Source organism: Bacillus sp. K7, from assembly GCF_053903245.1.
Map to the genome: position 1 here is coordinate 132,184 of NZ_CP096406.1, position 17,095 is coordinate 149,278.

The following is a 17,095-nucleotide window of genomic DNA, read 5'->3' on the forward strand; positions in this document are numbered from 1 at the left end:
AAGTGAAAGCTTTCTTTCACTTCCTATCACACTATACATTACTAATTAAAAGCTCTTAAGGAGGATTTTAGAATGGCTAAAGAAAAATTCGACCGTTCCAAATCACATGCCAATATTGGTACAATTGGACACGTTGACCATGGTAAAACAACATTAACTGCTGCTATCACAACAGTACTTCATAAGAAATCTGGTAAAGGTACAGCTATGGCGTACGATCAAATTGATGGTGCACCAGAAGAGCGCGAGCGCGGAATCACAATCTCTACTGCACACGTAGAGTACGAAACTGAAACTCGTCACTATGCACACGTTGACTGCCCAGGACACGCTGACTATGTTAAAAACATGATCACTGGTGCTGCGCAAATGGACGGAGCTATCCTTGTAGTATCTGCTGCTGATGGCCCAATGCCACAAACTCGTGAGCACATCCTTCTTTCTAAAAACGTTGGTGTACCATACATCGTTGTATTCTTAAACAAATGTGACATGGTAGACGACGAAGAGCTTCTTGAACTAGTTGAAATGGAAGTTCGCGATCTTCTTAGCGAATACGACTTCCCTGGTGATGATGTACCAGTAATCAAAGGTTCTGCTCTTAAAGCACTTGAAGGTGACGCTGATTACGAAGCGAAAATCTTCGAACTTATGGATGCGGTTGATGAGTACATCCCAACTCCAGAGCGTGACACTGAAAAACCATTCATGATGCCAGTTGAGGACGTATTCTCAATCACTGGTCGTGGTACAGTTGCTACTGGACGTGTTGAGCGCGGACAAGTTAAAGTCGGTGACGAAGTAGAAATCATCGGTCTTCAAGAAGAAAACAAGAAAACAACTGTTACAGGTGTTGAAATGTTCCGTAAGCTTCTTGATTACGCTGAAGCTGGAGACAACATTGGAGCCCTTCTTCGTGGTGTAGCTCGTGAAGATATCCAACGTGGTCAAGTACTTGCTAAACCAGGTACAATCACTCCACACAGCAAATTCAAAGCTGAAGTTTACGTTCTTTCTAAAGAAGAGGGTGGACGTCATACTCCATTCTTCTCTAACTACCGTCCTCAGTTCTACTTCCGTACAACTGACGTAACTGGTATCATCCAACTTCCAGAAGGCGTAGAAATGGTTATGCCTGGAGACAACACAGAAATGATCGTTGAACTTATCTCTACAATCGCTATCGAAGAAGGAACTCGTTTCTCTATTCGTGAAGGCGGACGTACTGTTGGTTCAGGCGTTGTTTCTACAATCACTGAGTAAGCGTATGATTAAAAACGGGACCCCCTGCGGGTCTCGTTTTTTGTTTAGTCATCTTTTTCTTGTATAATAGGATCTATCATATTCGAGGGGCTAATTTTTATGATTCCTGAAAAGAAATCAATCGCGATCATGAAAGAACTGAGCATTGATAAAACGAAGCAAATGCTGATGATTAGTGGGGCTGATATAAATAATCCATTGCTGCTTTTTTTACATGGCGGACCGGGTACTCCTCAAATCGGATATGTTAGGCATTATCAAAAAGAGCTGGAAAAGCATTTTACAGTCGTACATTGGGATCAAAGAGGAGCCGGGCTTTCTTATTCAAAACGAATTCCTCAGAACTCCATGACAATCAGTCATTTCATTAGTGACTCAATTCAAGTGGTCCAATGGGTTCTAAAACGTTTTTCAAGAACAAAACTATATCTTGCGGGCCATTCGTGGGGATCACTGCTAGCTCTTCATGTACTGCAGCAGCGTCCGGATTTGTTTTACGCCTATTATGGAATCAGTCAGGTTGTTAACCCTCACAATGAAGAATCAGCTGCTTATCAATTTATTCGAGAAATGTCTGATGTGAGGAGTGCCGGTATAGTATCCAAGGCCATACGTTTTATTGGCGCTCCACCTTGGGATAAGGATATCTATCATCATATCTATCGGTTTTGTGTCGAGATGAGCAGGGGAGGATTCACTCACCAACGTCGTCAGTCCCTTGCACTATTTTTTCAAATGCTTACTGGCAAAGAGTATGGTGTAAAAAACATGCACAAATTCCTCAATGGGCTGCGTTTCAGTAAAAAACATTTAACCGGTGAGATGTACCGTTTTAATGGATTCACATCAATTCCTTCTATTAAATTGCCGTGTTTTTTTATTTCGGGGAGACATGATCTAATTGTTCCTGCTGAAATATCGAAACAGTATTACCAACGGCTTGAGGCACCTGAAAAGCGATGGATTCAATTTGAGAATTCCGCGCATACCCCGCACATCGAAGAGCCATTTCTATTTGCGAGTACACTGAGGCGCCACGCGCTGTACCACTTATGATAGGTCCTTGATAAATAAGAAAAACACCTGTATAATAAAAAAAGTGTGCAAATCATGCATATCATAAATAAGTCTTGCAACATACGTCTATTTTCTGTATAATGGTGTATGTTGGTCTTTGACTGCGATGAAGTGAGAGGTTGCTGACACACCCGGCCGCTTTGCCATGGCAAGGTGTTCAGGTTTTTCTCACGGAGAACTGTCTAACGTGATGTAGGCGAAAAGGAGGGAAAATAATGGCAAAACAAAAAATTCGTATTCGTTTGAAAGCATATGATCATAGAATCCTTGATCAATCTGCAGAGAAGATTGTTGAAACGGCAAAACGTTCTGGTGCCAGCGTATCTGGTCCGATCCCGTTGCCAACTGAAAAATCAGTTTACACAATCCTTCGTGCGGTGCACAAATACAAAGATTCTCGTGAGCAATTTGAAATGCGTACACATAAACGTCTAATCGACATTGTGAACCCAACACCACAAACTGTTGATGCTCTTATGCGATTAGATTTACCATCTGGTGTCGATATCGAAATTAAACTTTAATTCTAAAATATAGAATGATCTTAATAGGAGGTGTGACGAATGACCAAAGGAATCTTAGGAAGAAAAATTGGTATGACGCAAGTATTCGCAGAAAACGGTGATCTTATTCCGGTAACTGTTATTGAAGCTGCTCCAAACGTTGTTCTTCAAAAGAAATCAGCTGAAAACGATGGCTACGAGGCTATCCAGCTTGGTTTTGACGACAAACGTGAAAAGCTTTCTAACAAACCAGAAAAAGGACACGTTGCAAAAGCGGAAACTGCTCCTAAGCGCTTCGTTAAAGAATTACGCGGAGTGGAAATGGATGCGTATGAAGTTGGTCAGGAAGTCAAGGTTGAAATTTTCTCTGCTGGAGAAATCGTAGATGTAACAGGAGTATCTAAAGGTAAAGGTTTCCAAGGTGCGATCAAGCGCCACGGACAATCTCGCGGACCTATGTCTCACGGTTCACGCTACCACCGTCGTCCTGGTTCAATGGGACCTGTAGATCCTAACCGTGTATTCAAAGGCAAATTATTACCTGGACGTATGGGCGGAGATCAAATCACTGTTCAAAACCTTGAAATCGTTAAAGTTGATGCAGAGCGCAATCTTCTTTTGATCAAAGGTAACGTACCTGGTCCGAAGAAAACTTTAATCACTGTTAAAAGTGCTGTTAAATCTAAATAACTCTCTTAGGAAAGGAGGAAATTGATCATGCCAAAAGTAGCATTATACAACCAAAACGGTTCTACTGCTGGTGACATCGAATTAAACGCTTCTGTATTTGGTATCGAGCCAAATGAGAGTGTTGTATTCGACGCTATTCTTATGCAAAGAGCTTCCTTACGTCAAGGATCTCACAAAGTAAAAAATCGTTCTGAAGTACGCGGCGGAGGTCGTAAACCATGGCGTCAAAAAGGTACTGGACGTGCCCGTCAAGGTTCCATCCGTTCACCGCAATGGCGCGGAGGTGGTGTCGTATTCGGCCCAACACCACGCAGCTATTCTTACAAATTACCTAAAAAAGTTCGCCGCTTGGCAATCAAATCAGTATTGTCTTCTAAAGTGATCGACAACAACATCATCGTACTTGAAGATCTTACTCTTGATACGGCTAAAACAAAAGAAATGGCAGCTGTCCTTAAAGGATTATCTGTTGAGAAAAAAGCTTTAATCGTAACTGCGGATGCTAACGAAGCAGTCGCTTTATCTGCTCGCAACATTCCAGGAGTTACTGTTGTTGAAGCTAACGGAATCAACGTTTTAGACGTTGTCAACCACGAGAAGCTTCTGATTACAAAAGCAGCGGTTGAAAAAGTAGAGGAGGTGCTTGCATAATGAAAGATCCTCGTGATGTTCTAAAGCGCCCCGTCATTACTGAACGTTCTGCTGATTTAATGGCTGAAAAGAAATATACGTTTGAAGTTGATGTAAGAGCTAACAAAACAGAAGTGAAAGACGCGGTTGAAAGCATCTTTGGAGTGAAAGTTGATAAAGTCAACATCATGAACTACAAAGGTAAATCAAAACGTGTCGGACGCTACACTGGTATGACTAGCCGTCGCAGAAAAGCGATCGTAAAACTTACTGCAGACAGCAAAGAAATCGAAATTTTTGAAGCTTAATTATCTGTAAAAAGAAGGAGGGAAATTCAAAATGGCGATTAAAAAGTATAAACCGACCTCTAATGGACGTCGTGGCATGACAACTTCAGATTTTGCTGAAATCACGACTGACAAGCCGGAAAAATCCTTGCTTGCTCCCCTTCACAAAAAAGGCGGACGTAATAACCAAGGTAAATTGACTGTACGTCACCAAGGTGGCGGACATAAACGCCAATACCGTGTTATCGACTTCAAGCGTGATAAAGATGGTATACCTGGACGCGTTGCTACAGTTGAATACGATCCAAACCGTTCAGCTAACATCGCTCTAATCAACTATGCAGACGGAGAAAAACGTTACATTCTTGCTCCTAAAGGAATTCAAGTAGGTACTGAAATCATGTCAGGTCCTGAAGCTGACATCAAAGTAGGTAATGCACTTCCTCTTATCAACATTCCTGTTGGTACAGTTGTGCACAACATTGAATTAAAACCTGGTAAAGGCGGACAGCTTGTACGTTCAGCTGGTACATCTGCTCAGGTTCTTGGTAAAGAAGGTAAATACGTTCTTGTACGTCTTAACTCTGGTGAAGTTCGCATGATTCTCTCTGCTTGCCGTGCATCTATCGGTCAAGTAGGTAACGAACAGCATGAACTTATCAACGTTGGTAAAGCTGGACGTTCTCGCTGGAAAGGCATCCGCCCTACAGTTCGTGGTTCTGTAATGAACCCTAACGATCACCCACACGGTGGTGGTGAAGGACGTGCGCCAATCGGACGTAAATCACCAATGTCTCCATGGGGCAAACCAACTCTTGGATTCAAGACACGTAAGAAAAAGAACAAATCTGATAAATTTATCGTACGTCGTCGTAAAAATAAATAACGGGGTTGTCTACGGTTCATTTCGGACCGTAGTGCAATCACGAAGGGAGGTTCCAAAATGGCTCGCAGCTTGAAAAAAGGACCATTTGTCGATGGACACTTGATGACAAAAATCGAGAAATTAAACGAATCAGACAAGAAACAAGTGGTAAAAACTTGGTCTCGTCGTTCTACTATTTTCCCACAGTTTATTGGTCACACAATCGCAGTCTATGACGGACGTAAACACGTGCCTGTATTCATCTCTGAAGATATGGTAGGGCATAAGTTGGGTGAATTCGCTCCAACTCGTACGTACAAAGGCCATGCTAGTGATGACAAAAAAACAAGACGCTAAGAGAGGAGGCTTTTAAATGCAAGCTAAAGCTGTTGCAAGAACAGTCCGAATTGCTCCTCGTAAAGCACGTCTAGTAATGGACCTGATTCGAGGCAAGCAAGTAGGTGAGGCAGTATCAATCTTGAACCTTACACCAAGAGCTGCTTCTCCAATTATCGAGAAAGTATTAAAATCCGCTATTGCAAATGCTGAGCATAACTATGAAATGGATGTTAACAACCTTGTTATTTCTCAAGCATTCGTTGACGAAGGCCCTACGTTAAAAAGATTCCGCCCACGTGCTATGGGACGTGCGAGCCAAATCAACAAACGTACGAGCCACATTACAATCGTTGTATCAGAAAAGAAGGAGGGATAAGTAGTGGGTCAAAAGGTAAATCCAGTCGGTCTTCGTATCGGAGTCATTCGTGATTGGGAATCTAAGTGGTACGCTGGTAAAGATTACGCTGACTTCCTGCACGAAGATTTAAAAATTCGTGAATACATTAGCAAACGCCTTTCTGACGCTTCTGTTTCTAAAGTGGAAATCGAGCGTGCAGCAAATCGCGTTAACATTACGATCCACACAGCTAAGCCTGGTATGGTTATCGGTAAAGGCGGTTCTGAAGTTGAAGCACTTCGCAAAGCCCTTAACAGCCTTACTGGCAAGCGTGTACACATTAACATTCTTGAAATCAAAAGAGCAGATCTTGATGCACAGCTAGTTGCTGACAACATCGCTCGTCAATTAGAAAACCGTGTTTCTTTCCGCCGTGCGCAGAAACAACAAATCCAACGTACTATGCGTGCTGGAGCACAAGGTGTGAAAACAATGGTTTCTGGTCGTCTTGGCGGTGCAGATATCGCTCGTTCTGAATACTACAGTGAAGGAACTGTTCCATTGCACACATTACGTGCGGACATTGACTATGCAACATCTGAAGCTGACACTACTTACGGTAAGCTTGGTGTGAAAGTCTGGATCTATCGTGGAGAGGTTCTTCCTACTAAGAAGAAAACTGAGGAAGGAGGAAAATAATATGTTATTACCAAAACGCGTTAAATATCGCAGAGAGCATCGCGGAAAAATGCGTGGTCGTGCGAAAGGCGGTACTGAAGTACATTTCGGTGAGTTCGGTATCCAAGCTCTTGAAGCTTCTTGGATCACTAACCGTCAAATCGAAGCTGCACGTATTGCGATGACTCGTTACATGAAACGTGGCGGTAAAGTTTGGATCAAAATTTTCCCTTCTAAACCTTACACTGCTAAACCACTTGAGGTACGTATGGGATCCGGTAAAGGGGCTCCAGAAGGTTGGGTAGCTGTTGTAAAACCGGGCAAAGTTTTATTTGAGATTTCTGGTGTGTCTGAAGAGGTAGCTCGTGAAGCGCTTCGTCTTGCATCTCACAAATTGCCAATTAAAACGAAGTTCGTAAAACGTGAAGAAATTGGTGGTGAATCAAATGAAAGCTAATGAAATTCGTGACCTTACCACTGCTGAAATTGAACAAAAAGTAAAGTCTCTTAAAGAAGAACTTTTCAATCTTCGCTTTCAATTAGCGACAGGACAACTTGAAAATACTGCTCGCATTCGTGAAGTGCGCAAAGCTATCGCGCGCATGAAAACTGTGATTCGTGAAAGAGAAATTGCTGCTAATAAATAATCACTGAGGGGAGGTCGTGAGCATGAGCGAACGTAACCAGCGCAAAGTTTACCAAGGCCGTGTAGTTTCTGACAAAATGGATAAAACCATCACTGTTGTTGTTGAAACATACAAAAAACATACACTTTACGGTAAACGCGTAAAATACTCAAAAAAATTCAAAGCACATGATGAAAATAATCAAGCTAAAATCGGTGACATCGTAAAGATCATGGAAACTCGTCCATTGTCTGCAACTAAGCGTTTCCGTCTAGTTGAAGTTGTCGAAGAAGCTGTTATTATCTAATAAAGTTCGGAATTCTTTTTCCGAAGGGAGGTAACAAATAATGATTCAACAAGAGACTCGTTTAAAAGTAGCTGACAACTCTGGCGCTCGTGAAGTGCTTACTATTAAAGTTCTCGGTGGTTCTGGACGCAAAACAGCTAACATTGGTGATGTCATTGTTTGCACGGTTAAACAAGCAACACCAGGAGGCGTTGTCAAAAAAGGTGAAGTCGTAAGAGCTGTTATCGTTCGCACGAAAAGCGGAGCACGCAGAAGCGACGGTTCATACATCAGCTTCGATGAGAATGCATGTGTTATCATCCGTGACGACAAGAGCCCACGTGGAACTCGTATCTTCGGACCAGTTGCTCGTGAGTTGCGTGAAAACAACTTTATGAAAATTGTTTCTCTAGCTCCAGAAGTTATCTAATGAAATAAATGCCTTAGTCAAGGAGGTGCGATCAGGATGCATGTTAAAAAAGGCGATAAAGTAATGGTTATCTCTGGTAAAGATAAAGGCAAACAAGGAACAATCCTTGCTGCTTTCCCTAAAAAGGACCGCGTTTTAGTTGAAGGTGTGAACATGGTGAAGAAGCACTCTAAACCAACTCAAGCTAACCCTCAAGGCGGTATTTCTAATCAAGAGGCGCCAATTCATGTATCAAACGTTATGCCGCTCGATCCTAAAACAGGTGAAGTGACTCGCGTAGGATACAAAGTGGAAGATGGCAAAAAAGTTCGTGTAGCAAAAAAATCTGGGCAAGTTCTAGATAAATAGTATTAAAAGGAAGGGAGGTCTATCTCATGAACCGCCTTAAAGAAAAGTACAATAAAGAAATTGCACCTGCTTTAATGACAAAGTTCAACTATGATTCTGTCATGCAAGTGCCTAAAATCGAAAAAATCGTAATCAACATGGGTGTTGGTGACGCTGTTCAAAACGCGAAAGCAATCGACAGTGCTGTTGAAGAATTAACGTTTATCGCAGGTCAAAAACCTGTCGTTACTCGTGCGAAGAAATCAATTGCTGGATTCCGTCTGCGTGAAGGAATGCCTATCGGTGCGAAAGTAACTCTTCGCGGAGAGCGCATGTATGATTTCCTTGATAAACTTATTTCTGTATCTTTACCGCGTGTACGTGACTTCCGCGGGGTTTCTAAAAAATCTTTCGACGGTCGCGGTAACTACACACTTGGTGTGAAAGAACAGTTAATCTTCCCTGAAATTGACTACGATAAAGTAACTAAGGTTCGCGGAATGGACATCGTTATCGTAACAACTGCTAATACTGACGAAGAAGCTCGTGAGCTATTAACTCAAGTAGGTATGCCGTTCCAGAAATAATCAATGAAAGGGAGGCGAAATCGTGGCTAAAAAGTCTATGATTGCGAAACAACAACGTACACCAAAGTTTAAAGTACAAGAGTACACACGCTGTGAACGCTGCGGACGTCCGCATTCAGTCATTCGTAAATTTAAACTTTGCCGTATTTGTTTCCGTGAGCTTGCATATAAAGGACAAATTCCTGGCGTGAAAAAAGCCAGCTGGTAATCCCCAAGAAAGGGAAGGAGGTAATTATATAATGGTTATGACAGATCCAATTGCAGATATGCTAACTCGTATTCGCAATGCAAACATGGTACGTCATGAGAAGCTTGAAATTCCTGCTTCTAAATTGAAAAGAGAAATTGCTGAAATTTTAAAGCGTGAAGGTTTCATTCGTGACGTTGAGTTCGTAGAAGACAGCAAACAAGGTATCATCCGCGTTTTCTTGAAATACGGACAAAACAACGAGCGCGTTATCACTGGTCTTAAAAGAATCAGCAAGCCTGGTTTGCGTGTTTATGCTAAATCTAATGAAGTACCTCGCGTACTTAACGGTCTTGGAATTGCGATTATTTCTACATCACAAGGTGTTTTAACGGACAAAGAAGCCCGTGCAAAACAAGCTGGTGGAGAAGTTCTAGCATACGTTTGGTAAGAAGTTTAACATGAATGGAGGTGTTTGGTATGTCTCGTGTAGGTAAGAAGTTACTTGAGATTCCTTCTGATGTTACAGTAACGTTTAACGATAACAATACTGTAACTGTGAAAGGACCAAAAGGAGAATTAACTCGTACGTTTCACCCTGATATGGAGATTAAAGTAGAGGACAATGTGCTTACAGTCGCTCGTCCTTCTGATCATAAAGAGCACCGTGCGCTGCATGGTACGACTCGCAGTCTGCTTGGCAACATGGTTGAAGGTGTATCTAAAGGATTTGAAAGAGGTTTGGAATTAGTCGGTGTCGGTTACCGTGCGTCTAAATCCGGAAATAAACTTGTTTTAAACGTTGGATACTCTCACCCTGTTGAGATCGTTCCTGAAGAAGGCATCGAAATCGAAGTTCCTTCTCAAACTAAAGTAGTTGTAAAAGGAACAGACAAAGAACGTGTAGGAGCTATTGCTGCTAACATTCGCGCTGTCCGTTCTCCAGAGCCTTACAAAGGTAAAGGAATCCGCTACGAAGGTGAAGTTGTTCGCCGCAAAGAAGGTAAATCTGCTAAGTAAGATCGCTTAAAGTGAAGAAAGGAGTGACCTAGATGATTACGAAAACTAGCAAAAATGCTGCTCGTCTTAAGAGACACGCTCGTGTTCGCGCTAAACTTTCCGGTACTGCTGAAAGACCGCGTCTGAACGTTTTCCGTTCTAACAAGCACATCTACGCTCAAATCATCGATGATGTAAATGGTGTAACAATTGCTAGTGCATCTACTCTCGATAAAGACTTGAATGTTGAAAGCACTGGAGATACTTCTGCTGCTACTAAAGTTGGAGAATTAGTTGCAAAACGCGCTGCTGAAAAAGGCGTTTCTGACGTAGTATTTGACCGTGGCGGATACTTATACCATGGACGTGTAAAAGCTTTGGCTGATGCTGCTCGTGAAGCTGGACTTAAATTTTAATAAAAGAAGGAGGGACACATGATTATGCGTCGTATTGACCCAAGCAAATTAGAGTTAGAAGAACGCTTAGTTACGGTTAACCGCGTAGCGAAAGTTGTTAAAGGTGGTCGTCGTTTCCGCTTCGCAGCTCTAGTCGTTGTCGGTGACAAAAACGGACACGTAGGATTCGGTACTGGTAAAGCACAAGAAGTACCAGAAGCGATCCGCAAAGCTGTTGAAGATGCGAAAAAGAATTTAATTGAAGTACCAATGGTTGGAACTACAATTCCACACGAAATCATCGGACGTTTCGGTGCAGGTAACATCTTGTTAAAACCTGCTTCTGAAGGTACTGGAGTTATCGCTGGAGGCCCTGTACGTGCGGTACTTGAGCTTGCTGGTGTAGCTGATATCCTTTCTAAGTCTTTAGGTTCTAACACACCGATCAACATGATTCGTGCAACTCTTCAAGGTTTAAGTGAACTTAAGCGCGCTGAAGACGTTGCAAAGCTTCGTGGAAAATCTGTAGAAGAACTGTTAGGATAAGGAGGGAACATTAATGGCTAAATTAGAAATTACCCTCAAACGAAGTGTAATCGGTCGTCCGGAAGATCAACGCGTTACTGTGAGAACACTCGGTTTAAAGAAAACAAACCAAACTGTTGTTCACGAAGACAACGCTGCGATCCGCGGTATGATTAATAAAGTATCTCATTTAGTTTCTGTTAAAGAACAATAAAAATAATTGATTGGATAAGGAGGTGTCCTAATGAAACTTCATGAATTAAAACCTTCAGAAGGTTCACGCAAAACGCGTAATCGCGTAGGTCGTGGTATTGGTTCTGGCAACGGTAAAACAGCTGGTAAAGGTCACAAAGGTCAAAACGCTCGTTCTGGCGGTGGTGTACGCCCAGGATTCGAGGGGGGACAAATGCCTTTATTCCAACGTCTTCCTAAACGCGGTTTCACTAACATCAACCGCAAGGAATACGCTGTAGTCAACCTAGACAAATTGAACGGTTTTGCAGAAGGAACGGAAGTCACTCCTGAACTTCTTCTTGAGACTGGTGTTATTAGCAAACTTAATGCAGGAGTAAAGATTCTTGGCAACGGTAAATTAGAGAAAAAATTAACTGTAAAAGCCAATAAATTCTCTGCTTCTGCAAAAGAAGCTGTTGAAGCTGCTGGCGGTACAGCTGAGGTGATCTAACTTGTTTAAAACAATCTCCAACTTTATGCGTGTGAGTGATATCAGGAATAAAATCATATTCACTTTACTCATGCTTATCGTCTTTCGCATAGGTGCGTTTATTCCTGTGCCTTATGTTAACGCTGAAGTGTTACAGGCACAGTCTCAAATGGGTGTTTTTGATCTCCTTAATACATTTGGCGGCGGTGCGCTTTACCAATTTTCCATTTTCGCAATGGGAATTACTCCTTATATCACGGCTTCGATCATCATTCAGCTGCTTCAGATGGATGTGGTGCCGAAGTTTACCGAGTGGTCTAAGCAAGGTGAAGTTGGCCGCCGTAAATTAGCTCAGTTCACAAGGTACTTTACGATTGTGCTTGGTTTCATCCAAGCGTTAGGTATGTCATACGGATTCAACAATCTGGCAAACGGTATGCTGATCGAAAAATCCGGTGTATCGACATATCTTATTATTGCTTTAGTGCTCACTGGCGGAACTGCCTTTTTAATGTGGCTTGGAGAGCAAATTACGTCTCATGGAGTAGGCAACGGAATATCGATCATTATCTTCGCGGGGATTGTGGCTAGTATTCCAAAAACGATTGGACAAATATATGAGACTCAATTTGTCGGCAGCGACGATCAGTTGTTTATTCATATTGTGAAAATCGCACTTCTTGTGATTGCGATTTTAGCAGTTATTGTTGGAGTTATTTTCATTCAGCAAGCCGTACGGAAAATTGCGATTCAATATGCTAAAGGCACAGGTCGTTCACCTGCTGGCGGTGGACAGTCTACTCACCTTCCATTGAAAGTAAACCCTGCAGGGGTTATTCCGGTGATCTTTGCAGTTGCGTTTTTGATAACGCCGCGGACAATCGCTTCATTCTTTGGAACAAACGATGTGACAAAGTGGATTCAAAACTACTTTGACAATACACATCCGGTGGGTATGGCGATATATGTTGCGTTGATTATTGCCTTTACGTACTTTTATGCTTTTGTACAGGTTAATCCTGAACAAATGGCTGATAACCTTAAAAAACAGGGTGGCTATATCCCGGGGGTTCGTCCAGGGAAAATGACTCAAGATAGAATTACGAGCATTTTGTATCGACTTACGTTTGTGGGTTCTATATTCTTAGCCGTGATTTCCATTCTTCCTATCTTTTTCATTCAATTCGCTGGATTGCCTCAAAGTGCACAAATTGGCGGAACATCTTTGTTAATTGTTGTCGGGGTAGCCTTAGAGACAATGAAACAACTAGAAAGCCAGTTGGTGAAACGAAACTACCGTGGATTTATGAAAAACTAGAGGAAATGGATTTATCCATTCCCTCTTAATATAGAGAGGACGGGGGGAAATCCGAATGAACTTAGTCTTAATGGGGCTTCCTGGTGCCGGTAAAGGTACACAGGGCGAACGAATTGTTGAGGATTATGGGATTCCTCATATCTCAACAGGAGATATGTTCCGTGCTGCTATGAAAGAAGAAACACCACTCGGACTCGAAGCAAAATCTTATATTGATAAGGGAGAGCTCGTACCTGACGAAGTCACAATTGGAATTGTCAAAGAAAGACTTGGCAAAGATGATTGTGAAAGAGGTTTTCTTCTGGACGGATTTCCGCGAACAGTCGCTCAAGCCGAAGCTCTTGAAGAAATTCTTGAGGAATACGGCAAGCCGATTGATTATGTCATTAACATTGAAGTCGACAAAGACGCTCTAATGGAACGTCTGACTGGACGCAGAATTTGCAGTGTTTGCGGCACAACCTATCATTTAATCTTTAATCCGCCGAAAACGCCGGGTGTTTGTGATAAAGACGGAGGCGAACTCTATCAACGGGCAGATGATAATGAGGAAACCGTCTCTAAACGGCTTGAGGTAAACATGAAGCAAACTCAGCCTTTACTCGATTTTTATTCTGAGAAAGGTTATCTTGCAAACGTGAATGGCCAACAGGACATTCAAGACGTTTATGCAGATGTGAAGGATCTTCTTGGAGGATTAAAAAAATGATTATCTGTAAAACCCCACGTGAACTTGATATCATGCGGGAAGCAGGGCGAATCGTGGCTTTAACTCATGAAGAGTTAAAAAAGCACATTAAACCAGGAATCTCGACAAAAGAATTGGATCAAATTGCCGAACGTTTTATTAAGAAGCAGGGTGCAATCCCATCTTTTAAGGGGTATAATGGGTTTCGCGGGAGCATTTGCGTATCAGTTAATGAAGAACTCGTTCACGGTATTCCTGGCAGCAGGGTGCTAAAGGACGGAGACATCATCAGTATTGATATCGGTGCTAAATTAAATGGTTATCATGGTGACTCTGCATGGACATATCCGGTAGGAAACATCAGCGATGCTGATAAAAAACTTCTGGAAGTGACAGAGGAGTCTTTATATAAAGGCTTGCAGGAAGCAAAACCAGGTGAACGTTTGTCGAATATTTCCCACGCAATACAAACGTATGTCGAAAATGAGCAGTTTTCAGTTGTTAGGGAGTATGTCGGACATGGTGTTGGTCAAGACTTGCATGAGGACCCGCAAATTCCTCATTACGGTCCGCCCAACAAAGGACCACGGCTTAAACCTGGCATGGTTCTCGCTATTGAACCTATGGTGAACGCTGGCAGCCGCTACGTGAAAACATTGGCTGATAACTGGACGGTTGTAACGGTAGATGGGAAAAAGTGTGCTCATTTTGAACATACAATTGCGATTACGGAAACGGGTTTTGATATACTGACGAGAGTCTAGGTGATGAAAATAATTCCGAGGACATGTGTTTTTTTCAGGCTTGATAGGGCAGAAAGTTTGGATGAACATTGGCAGGACCGAATTCATCTTGCTGTTGTCATTGGAATTGTTACCCATCATCATTGTACTAACAACAGACGGAGAAAAGCGTACATTTCATTCTCCTGAGAAAAAAATATCAATCATTTAACCCTTTATGATTGCGTATCTCCGGAAGTTCAGAACAGTATAAACGAAACAGGGCGTGTGACAAACTTCTTTTGAAATTTGTCAGAAAGCAAGTTACTGATTTGAAGAAGGGAGAACACTTGAATGGCGAAAGACGATGTAATTGAAGTGGAAGGTACTATAGTCGAAACACTGCCAAACGCGATGTTCAAAGTTGAACTTGAGAATGGCCACACTGTTTTGGCTCACGTATCTGGTAAAATCCGCATGCACTTCATTCGCATTTTACCTGGAGACAAAGTTACGGTAGAATTATCTCCATATGACTTAACTCGTGGCAGGATTACGTACCGTTACAAATAAAGCACTCCGGAAACTGAAGGAGGTTGGAAACACATGAAAGTGAGACCATCAGTTAAACCAATCTGCGAAAAATGTAAAGTTATTCGCAGAAAAGGAAAAGTAATGGTGATCTGTGAAAATCCAAAGCATAAACAAAAACAAGGATAATTTATAAGGAGGTGCCCAGAGAATGGCTCGTATTGCTGGTGTAGATATCCCACGTGACAAACGTGTTGTTATTTCTTTAACATATGTCTTCGGAATTGGCCGTACAACGGCTCAGCAAGTCTTGAAAGAGGCTGGTGTTTCAGAAGATACTCGTGTGCGTGATCTTACTGAAGAAGAACTTGGTAAAATCCGTGATGTTATTGACAAACTGAAAGTAGAAGGTGACCTTCGCCGTGAAGTTTCTCTTAACATTAAGCGTCTGATCGAAATCGGAAGCTACCGCGGAATCCGCCATCGCAGAGGATTGCCTGTTCGCGGACAAAACTCTAAAAACAATGCGCGTACTCGTAAAGGTCCGCGTCGTACTGTAGCTAACAAGAAAAAATAAGTAAGGGAGGTACCTAAACAATGGCTGCTGCTCGTAAATCTAACACGCGTAAACGTCGCGTGAAAAAGAATATTGAGTCTGGAATTGCTCATATTCGTTCAACTTTCAATAACACGATCGTTACGATCACTGACACTCATGGTAATGCTCTTTCTTGGTCTAGTGCCGGAGCTCTAGGATTCAGAGGTTCTCGTAAATCTACTCCTTTTGCTGCGCAAATGGCTGCAGAAACAGCTGCTAAAGGTTCAATCGAACATGGTCTTAAAACTCTTGAGGTTACTGTTAAAGGCCCTGGTTCAGGCCGTGAAGCTGCAATTCGTGCACTTCAAGCTGCTGGACTAGAAGTCACTGCTATCAGAGACGTAACTCCTGTTCCTCATAACGGATGCCGTCCACCAAAACGTCGCCGCGTGTAATTTGTTTGTATAGATTTTGTGTCCCTGTCAATAATGGGTTATGATACAGTTATTTATGAAACGAATGCACCGACTCGTTGCCTGAGCACATACGGGACTAAACAATGGGGAATTTCGGATGGAATCTCATATGATTCTATTCGAGGTTTCGACGTTTTGAAGGAGGGTTTTAAGTAATGATCGAGATTGAAAAACCAAAAATCGAAACGGTTGAAATCAGCGACGATGCCAAATTTGGTAAGTTTGTCGTAGAGCCACTTGAGCGTGGATATGGTACAACTCTGGGTAACTCCTTACGTCGTATCCTCTTATCCTCACTCCCTGGTGCCGCTGTAACATCAATCCAGATAGATGGTGTACTGCACGAATTCTCGACAATTGAAGGCGTTGTGGAAGATGTTACAACGATTATCTTACACATTAAAAAGCTTGCATTGAAAATCTACTCTGATGAAGAGAAGACGCTAGAAATTGATGTACAGGGCGAAGGAACTGTAACGGCAGCTGATATTACACACGATAGTGATGTAGAGATCTTAAATCCTGATCTTCATATCGCGACTCTTGGTGAGAATGCGAGTTTCCGAGTTCGCCTTACTGCTCAAAGAGGACGTGGGTATACGCCTGCTGACGCAAACAAGAGAGACGATCAGCCAATCGGCGTGATTCCGATCGATTCTATCTATACACCAGTTTCTCGTGTATCTTATCAGGTAGAGAACACTCGTGTAGGCCAAGTTGCAAACTATGATAAACTTACACTTGATGTTTGGACTGATGGAAGCACTGGACCGAAAGAAGCCATTGCGCTTGGTTCAAAGATTTTAACTGAACACCTTAATATATTCGTTGGTTTAACTGACGAAGCTCAGCATGCTGAAATCATGGTTGAAAAAGAAGAAGATCAAAAAGAGAAAGTTCTTGAAATGACAATTGAAGAATTGGATCTTTCAGTTCGTTCTTACAACTGCCTAAAGCGTGCGGGTATTAACACGGTTCAAGAGCTTGCGAACAAGACGGAAGAAGATATGATGAAAGTTCGTAACCTAGGACGGAAATCACTTGAAGAAGTGAAAGCGAAACTAGAAGAACTTGGACTCGGACTTCGCAAAGACGATTGACTAGTTTCCCATGTGAACTAGGATTTT

Annotated in this window: 31 protein-coding genes; all 31 read left to right on the forward strand. The window is 42.2% G+C overall.

Annotated features, from left to right (window positions below; all coding sequences use genetic code 11):
• The first annotated feature begins 72 nt into the window (after nucleotides 1-72).
• The 31 genes from tuf to M1D98_RS00860 all read left to right on the forward strand — a co-directional run bounded on the left by tuf (nucleotide 73) and on the right by M1D98_RS00860 (nucleotide 17,068).
• Nucleotides 73-1,263, forward strand: a complete 1,191-nt coding sequence (tuf, locus tag M1D98_RS00710) for an elongation factor Tu (protein WP_087991688.1) — start codon at nucleotides 73-75, stop codon at nucleotides 1,261-1,263.
• A gap of 99 nt (nucleotides 1,264-1,362) precedes the next feature.
• Nucleotides 1,363-2,319, forward strand: a complete 957-nt coding sequence (locus M1D98_RS00715; protein ID WP_129550805.1) for an alpha/beta fold hydrolase — start codon at nucleotides 1,363-1,365, stop codon at nucleotides 2,317-2,319.
• A 236-nt stretch (nucleotides 2,320-2,555) separates the two neighbouring features.
• Nucleotides 2,556-2,864, forward strand: a complete 309-nt coding sequence (rpsJ, locus tag M1D98_RS00720) for a 30S ribosomal protein S10 (RefSeq protein ID WP_003156464.1) — start codon at nucleotides 2,556-2,558, stop codon at nucleotides 2,862-2,864.
• Between the two features lie 39 nt (nucleotides 2,865-2,903).
• On the forward strand, nucleotides 2,904-3,533 hold the full coding sequence (rplC, locus tag M1D98_RS00725; protein WP_039076392.1) for a 50S ribosomal protein L3: 630 nt from the start codon (nucleotides 2,904-2,906) through the stop codon (nucleotides 3,531-3,533).
• A gap of 27 nt (nucleotides 3,534-3,560) precedes the next feature.
• A complete protein-coding gene (gene rplD, locus M1D98_RS00730) occupies nucleotides 3,561-4,184 on the forward strand; it encodes a 50S ribosomal protein L4 (protein ID WP_039076393.1) in 624 nt (207 codons plus the stop codon).
• The gene (gene rplW, locus M1D98_RS00735) at nucleotides 4,184-4,471 is read left to right on the forward strand and encodes a 50S ribosomal protein L23 (RefSeq protein ID WP_003225793.1); all 288 of its coding nucleotides are present in this window, start codon (nucleotides 4,184-4,186) and stop codon (nucleotides 4,469-4,471) included. The genes rplD and rplW overlap by 1 nt, the downstream gene beginning before the upstream one ends.
• A 31-nt stretch (nucleotides 4,472-4,502) precedes the next feature.
• Nucleotides 4,503-5,336 (forward strand): 50S ribosomal protein L2, encoded by an 834-nt coding sequence (rplB, locus tag M1D98_RS00740; protein ID WP_039076394.1) that lies wholly within the window; start codon nucleotides 4,503-4,505, stop codon nucleotides 5,334-5,336.
• Nucleotides 5,337-5,393: 57 nt separating this feature from the next.
• Nucleotides 5,394-5,672: a 30S ribosomal protein S19 gene (gene rpsS / locus M1D98_RS00745; protein ID WP_039076395.1), complete on the forward strand. Its 279-nt coding sequence runs from the start codon at nucleotides 5,394-5,396 to the stop codon at nucleotides 5,670-5,672.
• Between the two features lie 16 nt (nucleotides 5,673-5,688).
• Nucleotides 5,689-6,030, forward strand: coding sequence for a 50S ribosomal protein L22 (rplV, locus tag M1D98_RS00750; RefSeq protein ID WP_014662532.1), 342 nt, complete (start codon nucleotides 5,689-5,691; stop codon nucleotides 6,028-6,030).
• A 3-nt stretch (nucleotides 6,031-6,033) separates the two neighbouring features.
• Entirely contained in the window at nucleotides 6,034-6,690 is a 657-nt protein-coding gene (rpsC, locus tag M1D98_RS00755) for a 30S ribosomal protein S3 (protein ID WP_003242001.1), read from the forward strand.
• A 1-nt stretch (nucleotide 6,691) separates the two neighbouring features.
• The gene (gene rplP, locus M1D98_RS00760; RefSeq protein WP_003225801.1) at nucleotides 6,692-7,126 is read left to right on the forward strand and encodes a 50S ribosomal protein L16; all 435 of its coding nucleotides are present in this window, start codon (nucleotides 6,692-6,694) and stop codon (nucleotides 7,124-7,126) included.
• A complete protein-coding gene (gene rpmC, locus M1D98_RS00765; protein ID WP_003156482.1) occupies nucleotides 7,116-7,316 on the forward strand; it encodes a 50S ribosomal protein L29 in 201 nt (66 codons plus the stop codon). The genes rplP and rpmC overlap by 11 nt, the downstream gene beginning before the upstream one ends.
• Nucleotides 7,317-7,338: 22 nt before the next feature.
• On the forward strand, nucleotides 7,339-7,602 hold the full coding sequence (gene rpsQ, locus M1D98_RS00770; protein ID WP_003225804.1) for a 30S ribosomal protein S17: 264 nt from the start codon (nucleotides 7,339-7,341) through the stop codon (nucleotides 7,600-7,602).
• Between the two features lie 40 nt (nucleotides 7,603-7,642).
• Nucleotides 7,643-8,011 carry a 50S ribosomal protein L14 gene (gene rplN / locus M1D98_RS00775; RefSeq protein WP_003156485.1) on the forward strand — a complete coding sequence of 123 codons (369 nt, stop codon included), beginning with the start codon at nucleotides 7,643-7,645 and terminating at the stop codon, nucleotides 8,009-8,011.
• Between the two features lie 36 nt (nucleotides 8,012-8,047).
• The gene (rplX, locus tag M1D98_RS00780) at nucleotides 8,048-8,359 is read left to right on the forward strand and encodes a 50S ribosomal protein L24 (RefSeq protein WP_003156486.1); all 312 of its coding nucleotides are present in this window, start codon (nucleotides 8,048-8,050) and stop codon (nucleotides 8,357-8,359) included.
• A 26-nt stretch (nucleotides 8,360-8,385) separates the two neighbouring features.
• Nucleotides 8,386-8,925, forward strand: coding sequence for a 50S ribosomal protein L5 (rplE, locus tag M1D98_RS00785; RefSeq protein WP_039076396.1), 540 nt, complete (start codon nucleotides 8,386-8,388; stop codon nucleotides 8,923-8,925).
• Nucleotides 8,926-8,947: 22 nt separating this feature from the next.
• Nucleotides 8,948-9,133 (forward strand): 30S ribosomal protein S14, encoded by a 186-nt coding sequence (gene rpsN, locus M1D98_RS00790; RefSeq protein WP_003156488.1) that lies wholly within the window; start codon nucleotides 8,948-8,950, stop codon nucleotides 9,131-9,133.
• A 31-nt stretch (nucleotides 9,134-9,164) separates the two neighbouring features.
• A complete protein-coding gene (gene rpsH, locus M1D98_RS00795) occupies nucleotides 9,165-9,563 on the forward strand; it encodes a 30S ribosomal protein S8 (protein ID WP_003241998.1) in 399 nt (132 codons plus the stop codon).
• A 29-nt stretch (nucleotides 9,564-9,592) separates the two neighbouring features.
• Nucleotides 9,593-10,132, forward strand: coding sequence for a 50S ribosomal protein L6 (gene rplF, locus M1D98_RS00800; protein ID WP_268523736.1), 540 nt, complete (start codon nucleotides 9,593-9,595; stop codon nucleotides 10,130-10,132).
• A gap of 32 nt (nucleotides 10,133-10,164) precedes the next feature.
• Entirely contained in the window at nucleotides 10,165-10,527 is a 363-nt protein-coding gene (gene rplR / locus M1D98_RS00805; protein ID WP_039076398.1) for a 50S ribosomal protein L18, read from the forward strand.
• 24 nt (nucleotides 10,528-10,551) lie between these two features.
• Complete coding sequence (rpsE, locus tag M1D98_RS00810) at nucleotides 10,552-11,052, forward strand: 30S ribosomal protein S5 (RefSeq protein ID WP_003328273.1); 501 nt, start codon at nucleotides 10,552-10,554, stop codon at nucleotides 11,050-11,052.
• Nucleotides 11,053-11,065: 13 nt separating this feature from the next.
• Nucleotides 11,066-11,245, forward strand: coding sequence for a 50S ribosomal protein L30 (gene rpmD / locus M1D98_RS00815; RefSeq protein ID WP_003156497.1), 180 nt, complete (start codon nucleotides 11,066-11,068; stop codon nucleotides 11,243-11,245).
• A 30-nt stretch (nucleotides 11,246-11,275) separates the two neighbouring features.
• Nucleotides 11,276-11,716, forward strand: a complete 441-nt coding sequence (rplO, locus tag M1D98_RS00820) for a 50S ribosomal protein L15 (RefSeq protein WP_003225819.1) — start codon at nucleotides 11,276-11,278, stop codon at nucleotides 11,714-11,716.
• Nucleotide 11,717: 1 nt separating this feature from the next.
• Nucleotides 11,718-13,013, forward strand: coding sequence for a preprotein translocase subunit SecY (gene secY / locus M1D98_RS00825; protein ID WP_039076399.1), 1,296 nt, complete (start codon nucleotides 11,718-11,720; stop codon nucleotides 13,011-13,013).
• Between the two features lie 55 nt (nucleotides 13,014-13,068).
• Entirely contained in the window at nucleotides 13,069-13,722 is a 654-nt protein-coding gene (locus tag M1D98_RS00830) for an adenylate kinase (RefSeq protein WP_019713058.1), read from the forward strand.
• Nucleotides 13,719-14,465 carry a type I methionyl aminopeptidase gene (map, locus tag M1D98_RS00835; RefSeq protein WP_039076400.1) on the forward strand — a complete coding sequence of 249 codons (747 nt, stop codon included), beginning with the start codon at nucleotides 13,719-13,721 and terminating at the stop codon, nucleotides 14,463-14,465. The genes M1D98_RS00830 and map overlap by 4 nt, the downstream gene beginning before the upstream one ends.
• Nucleotides 14,466-14,777: 312 nt before the next feature.
• Nucleotides 14,778-14,996 (forward strand): translation initiation factor IF-1, encoded by a 219-nt coding sequence (infA, locus tag M1D98_RS00840; protein ID WP_003156508.1) that lies wholly within the window; start codon nucleotides 14,778-14,780, stop codon nucleotides 14,994-14,996.
• Between the two features lie 33 nt (nucleotides 14,997-15,029).
• Entirely contained in the window at nucleotides 15,030-15,143 is a 114-nt protein-coding gene (gene rpmJ / locus M1D98_RS00845; RefSeq protein ID WP_003156543.1) for a 50S ribosomal protein L36, read from the forward strand.
• 22 nt (nucleotides 15,144-15,165) lie between these two features.
• Nucleotides 15,166-15,531 carry a 30S ribosomal protein S13 gene (rpsM, locus tag M1D98_RS00850; protein ID WP_003156545.1) on the forward strand — a complete coding sequence of 122 codons (366 nt, stop codon included), beginning with the start codon at nucleotides 15,166-15,168 and terminating at the stop codon, nucleotides 15,529-15,531.
• Between the two features lie 20 nt (nucleotides 15,532-15,551).
• Nucleotides 15,552-15,947: a 30S ribosomal protein S11 gene (gene rpsK, locus M1D98_RS00855; protein ID WP_010332782.1), complete on the forward strand. Its 396-nt coding sequence runs from the start codon at nucleotides 15,552-15,554 to the stop codon at nucleotides 15,945-15,947.
• A gap of 176 nt (nucleotides 15,948-16,123) precedes the next feature.
• Nucleotides 16,124-17,068, forward strand: coding sequence for a DNA-directed RNA polymerase subunit alpha (locus M1D98_RS00860; protein WP_003225835.1), 945 nt, complete (start codon nucleotides 16,124-16,126; stop codon nucleotides 17,066-17,068).
• The last annotated feature ends 27 nt before the right edge of the window (nucleotides 17,069-17,095 follow it).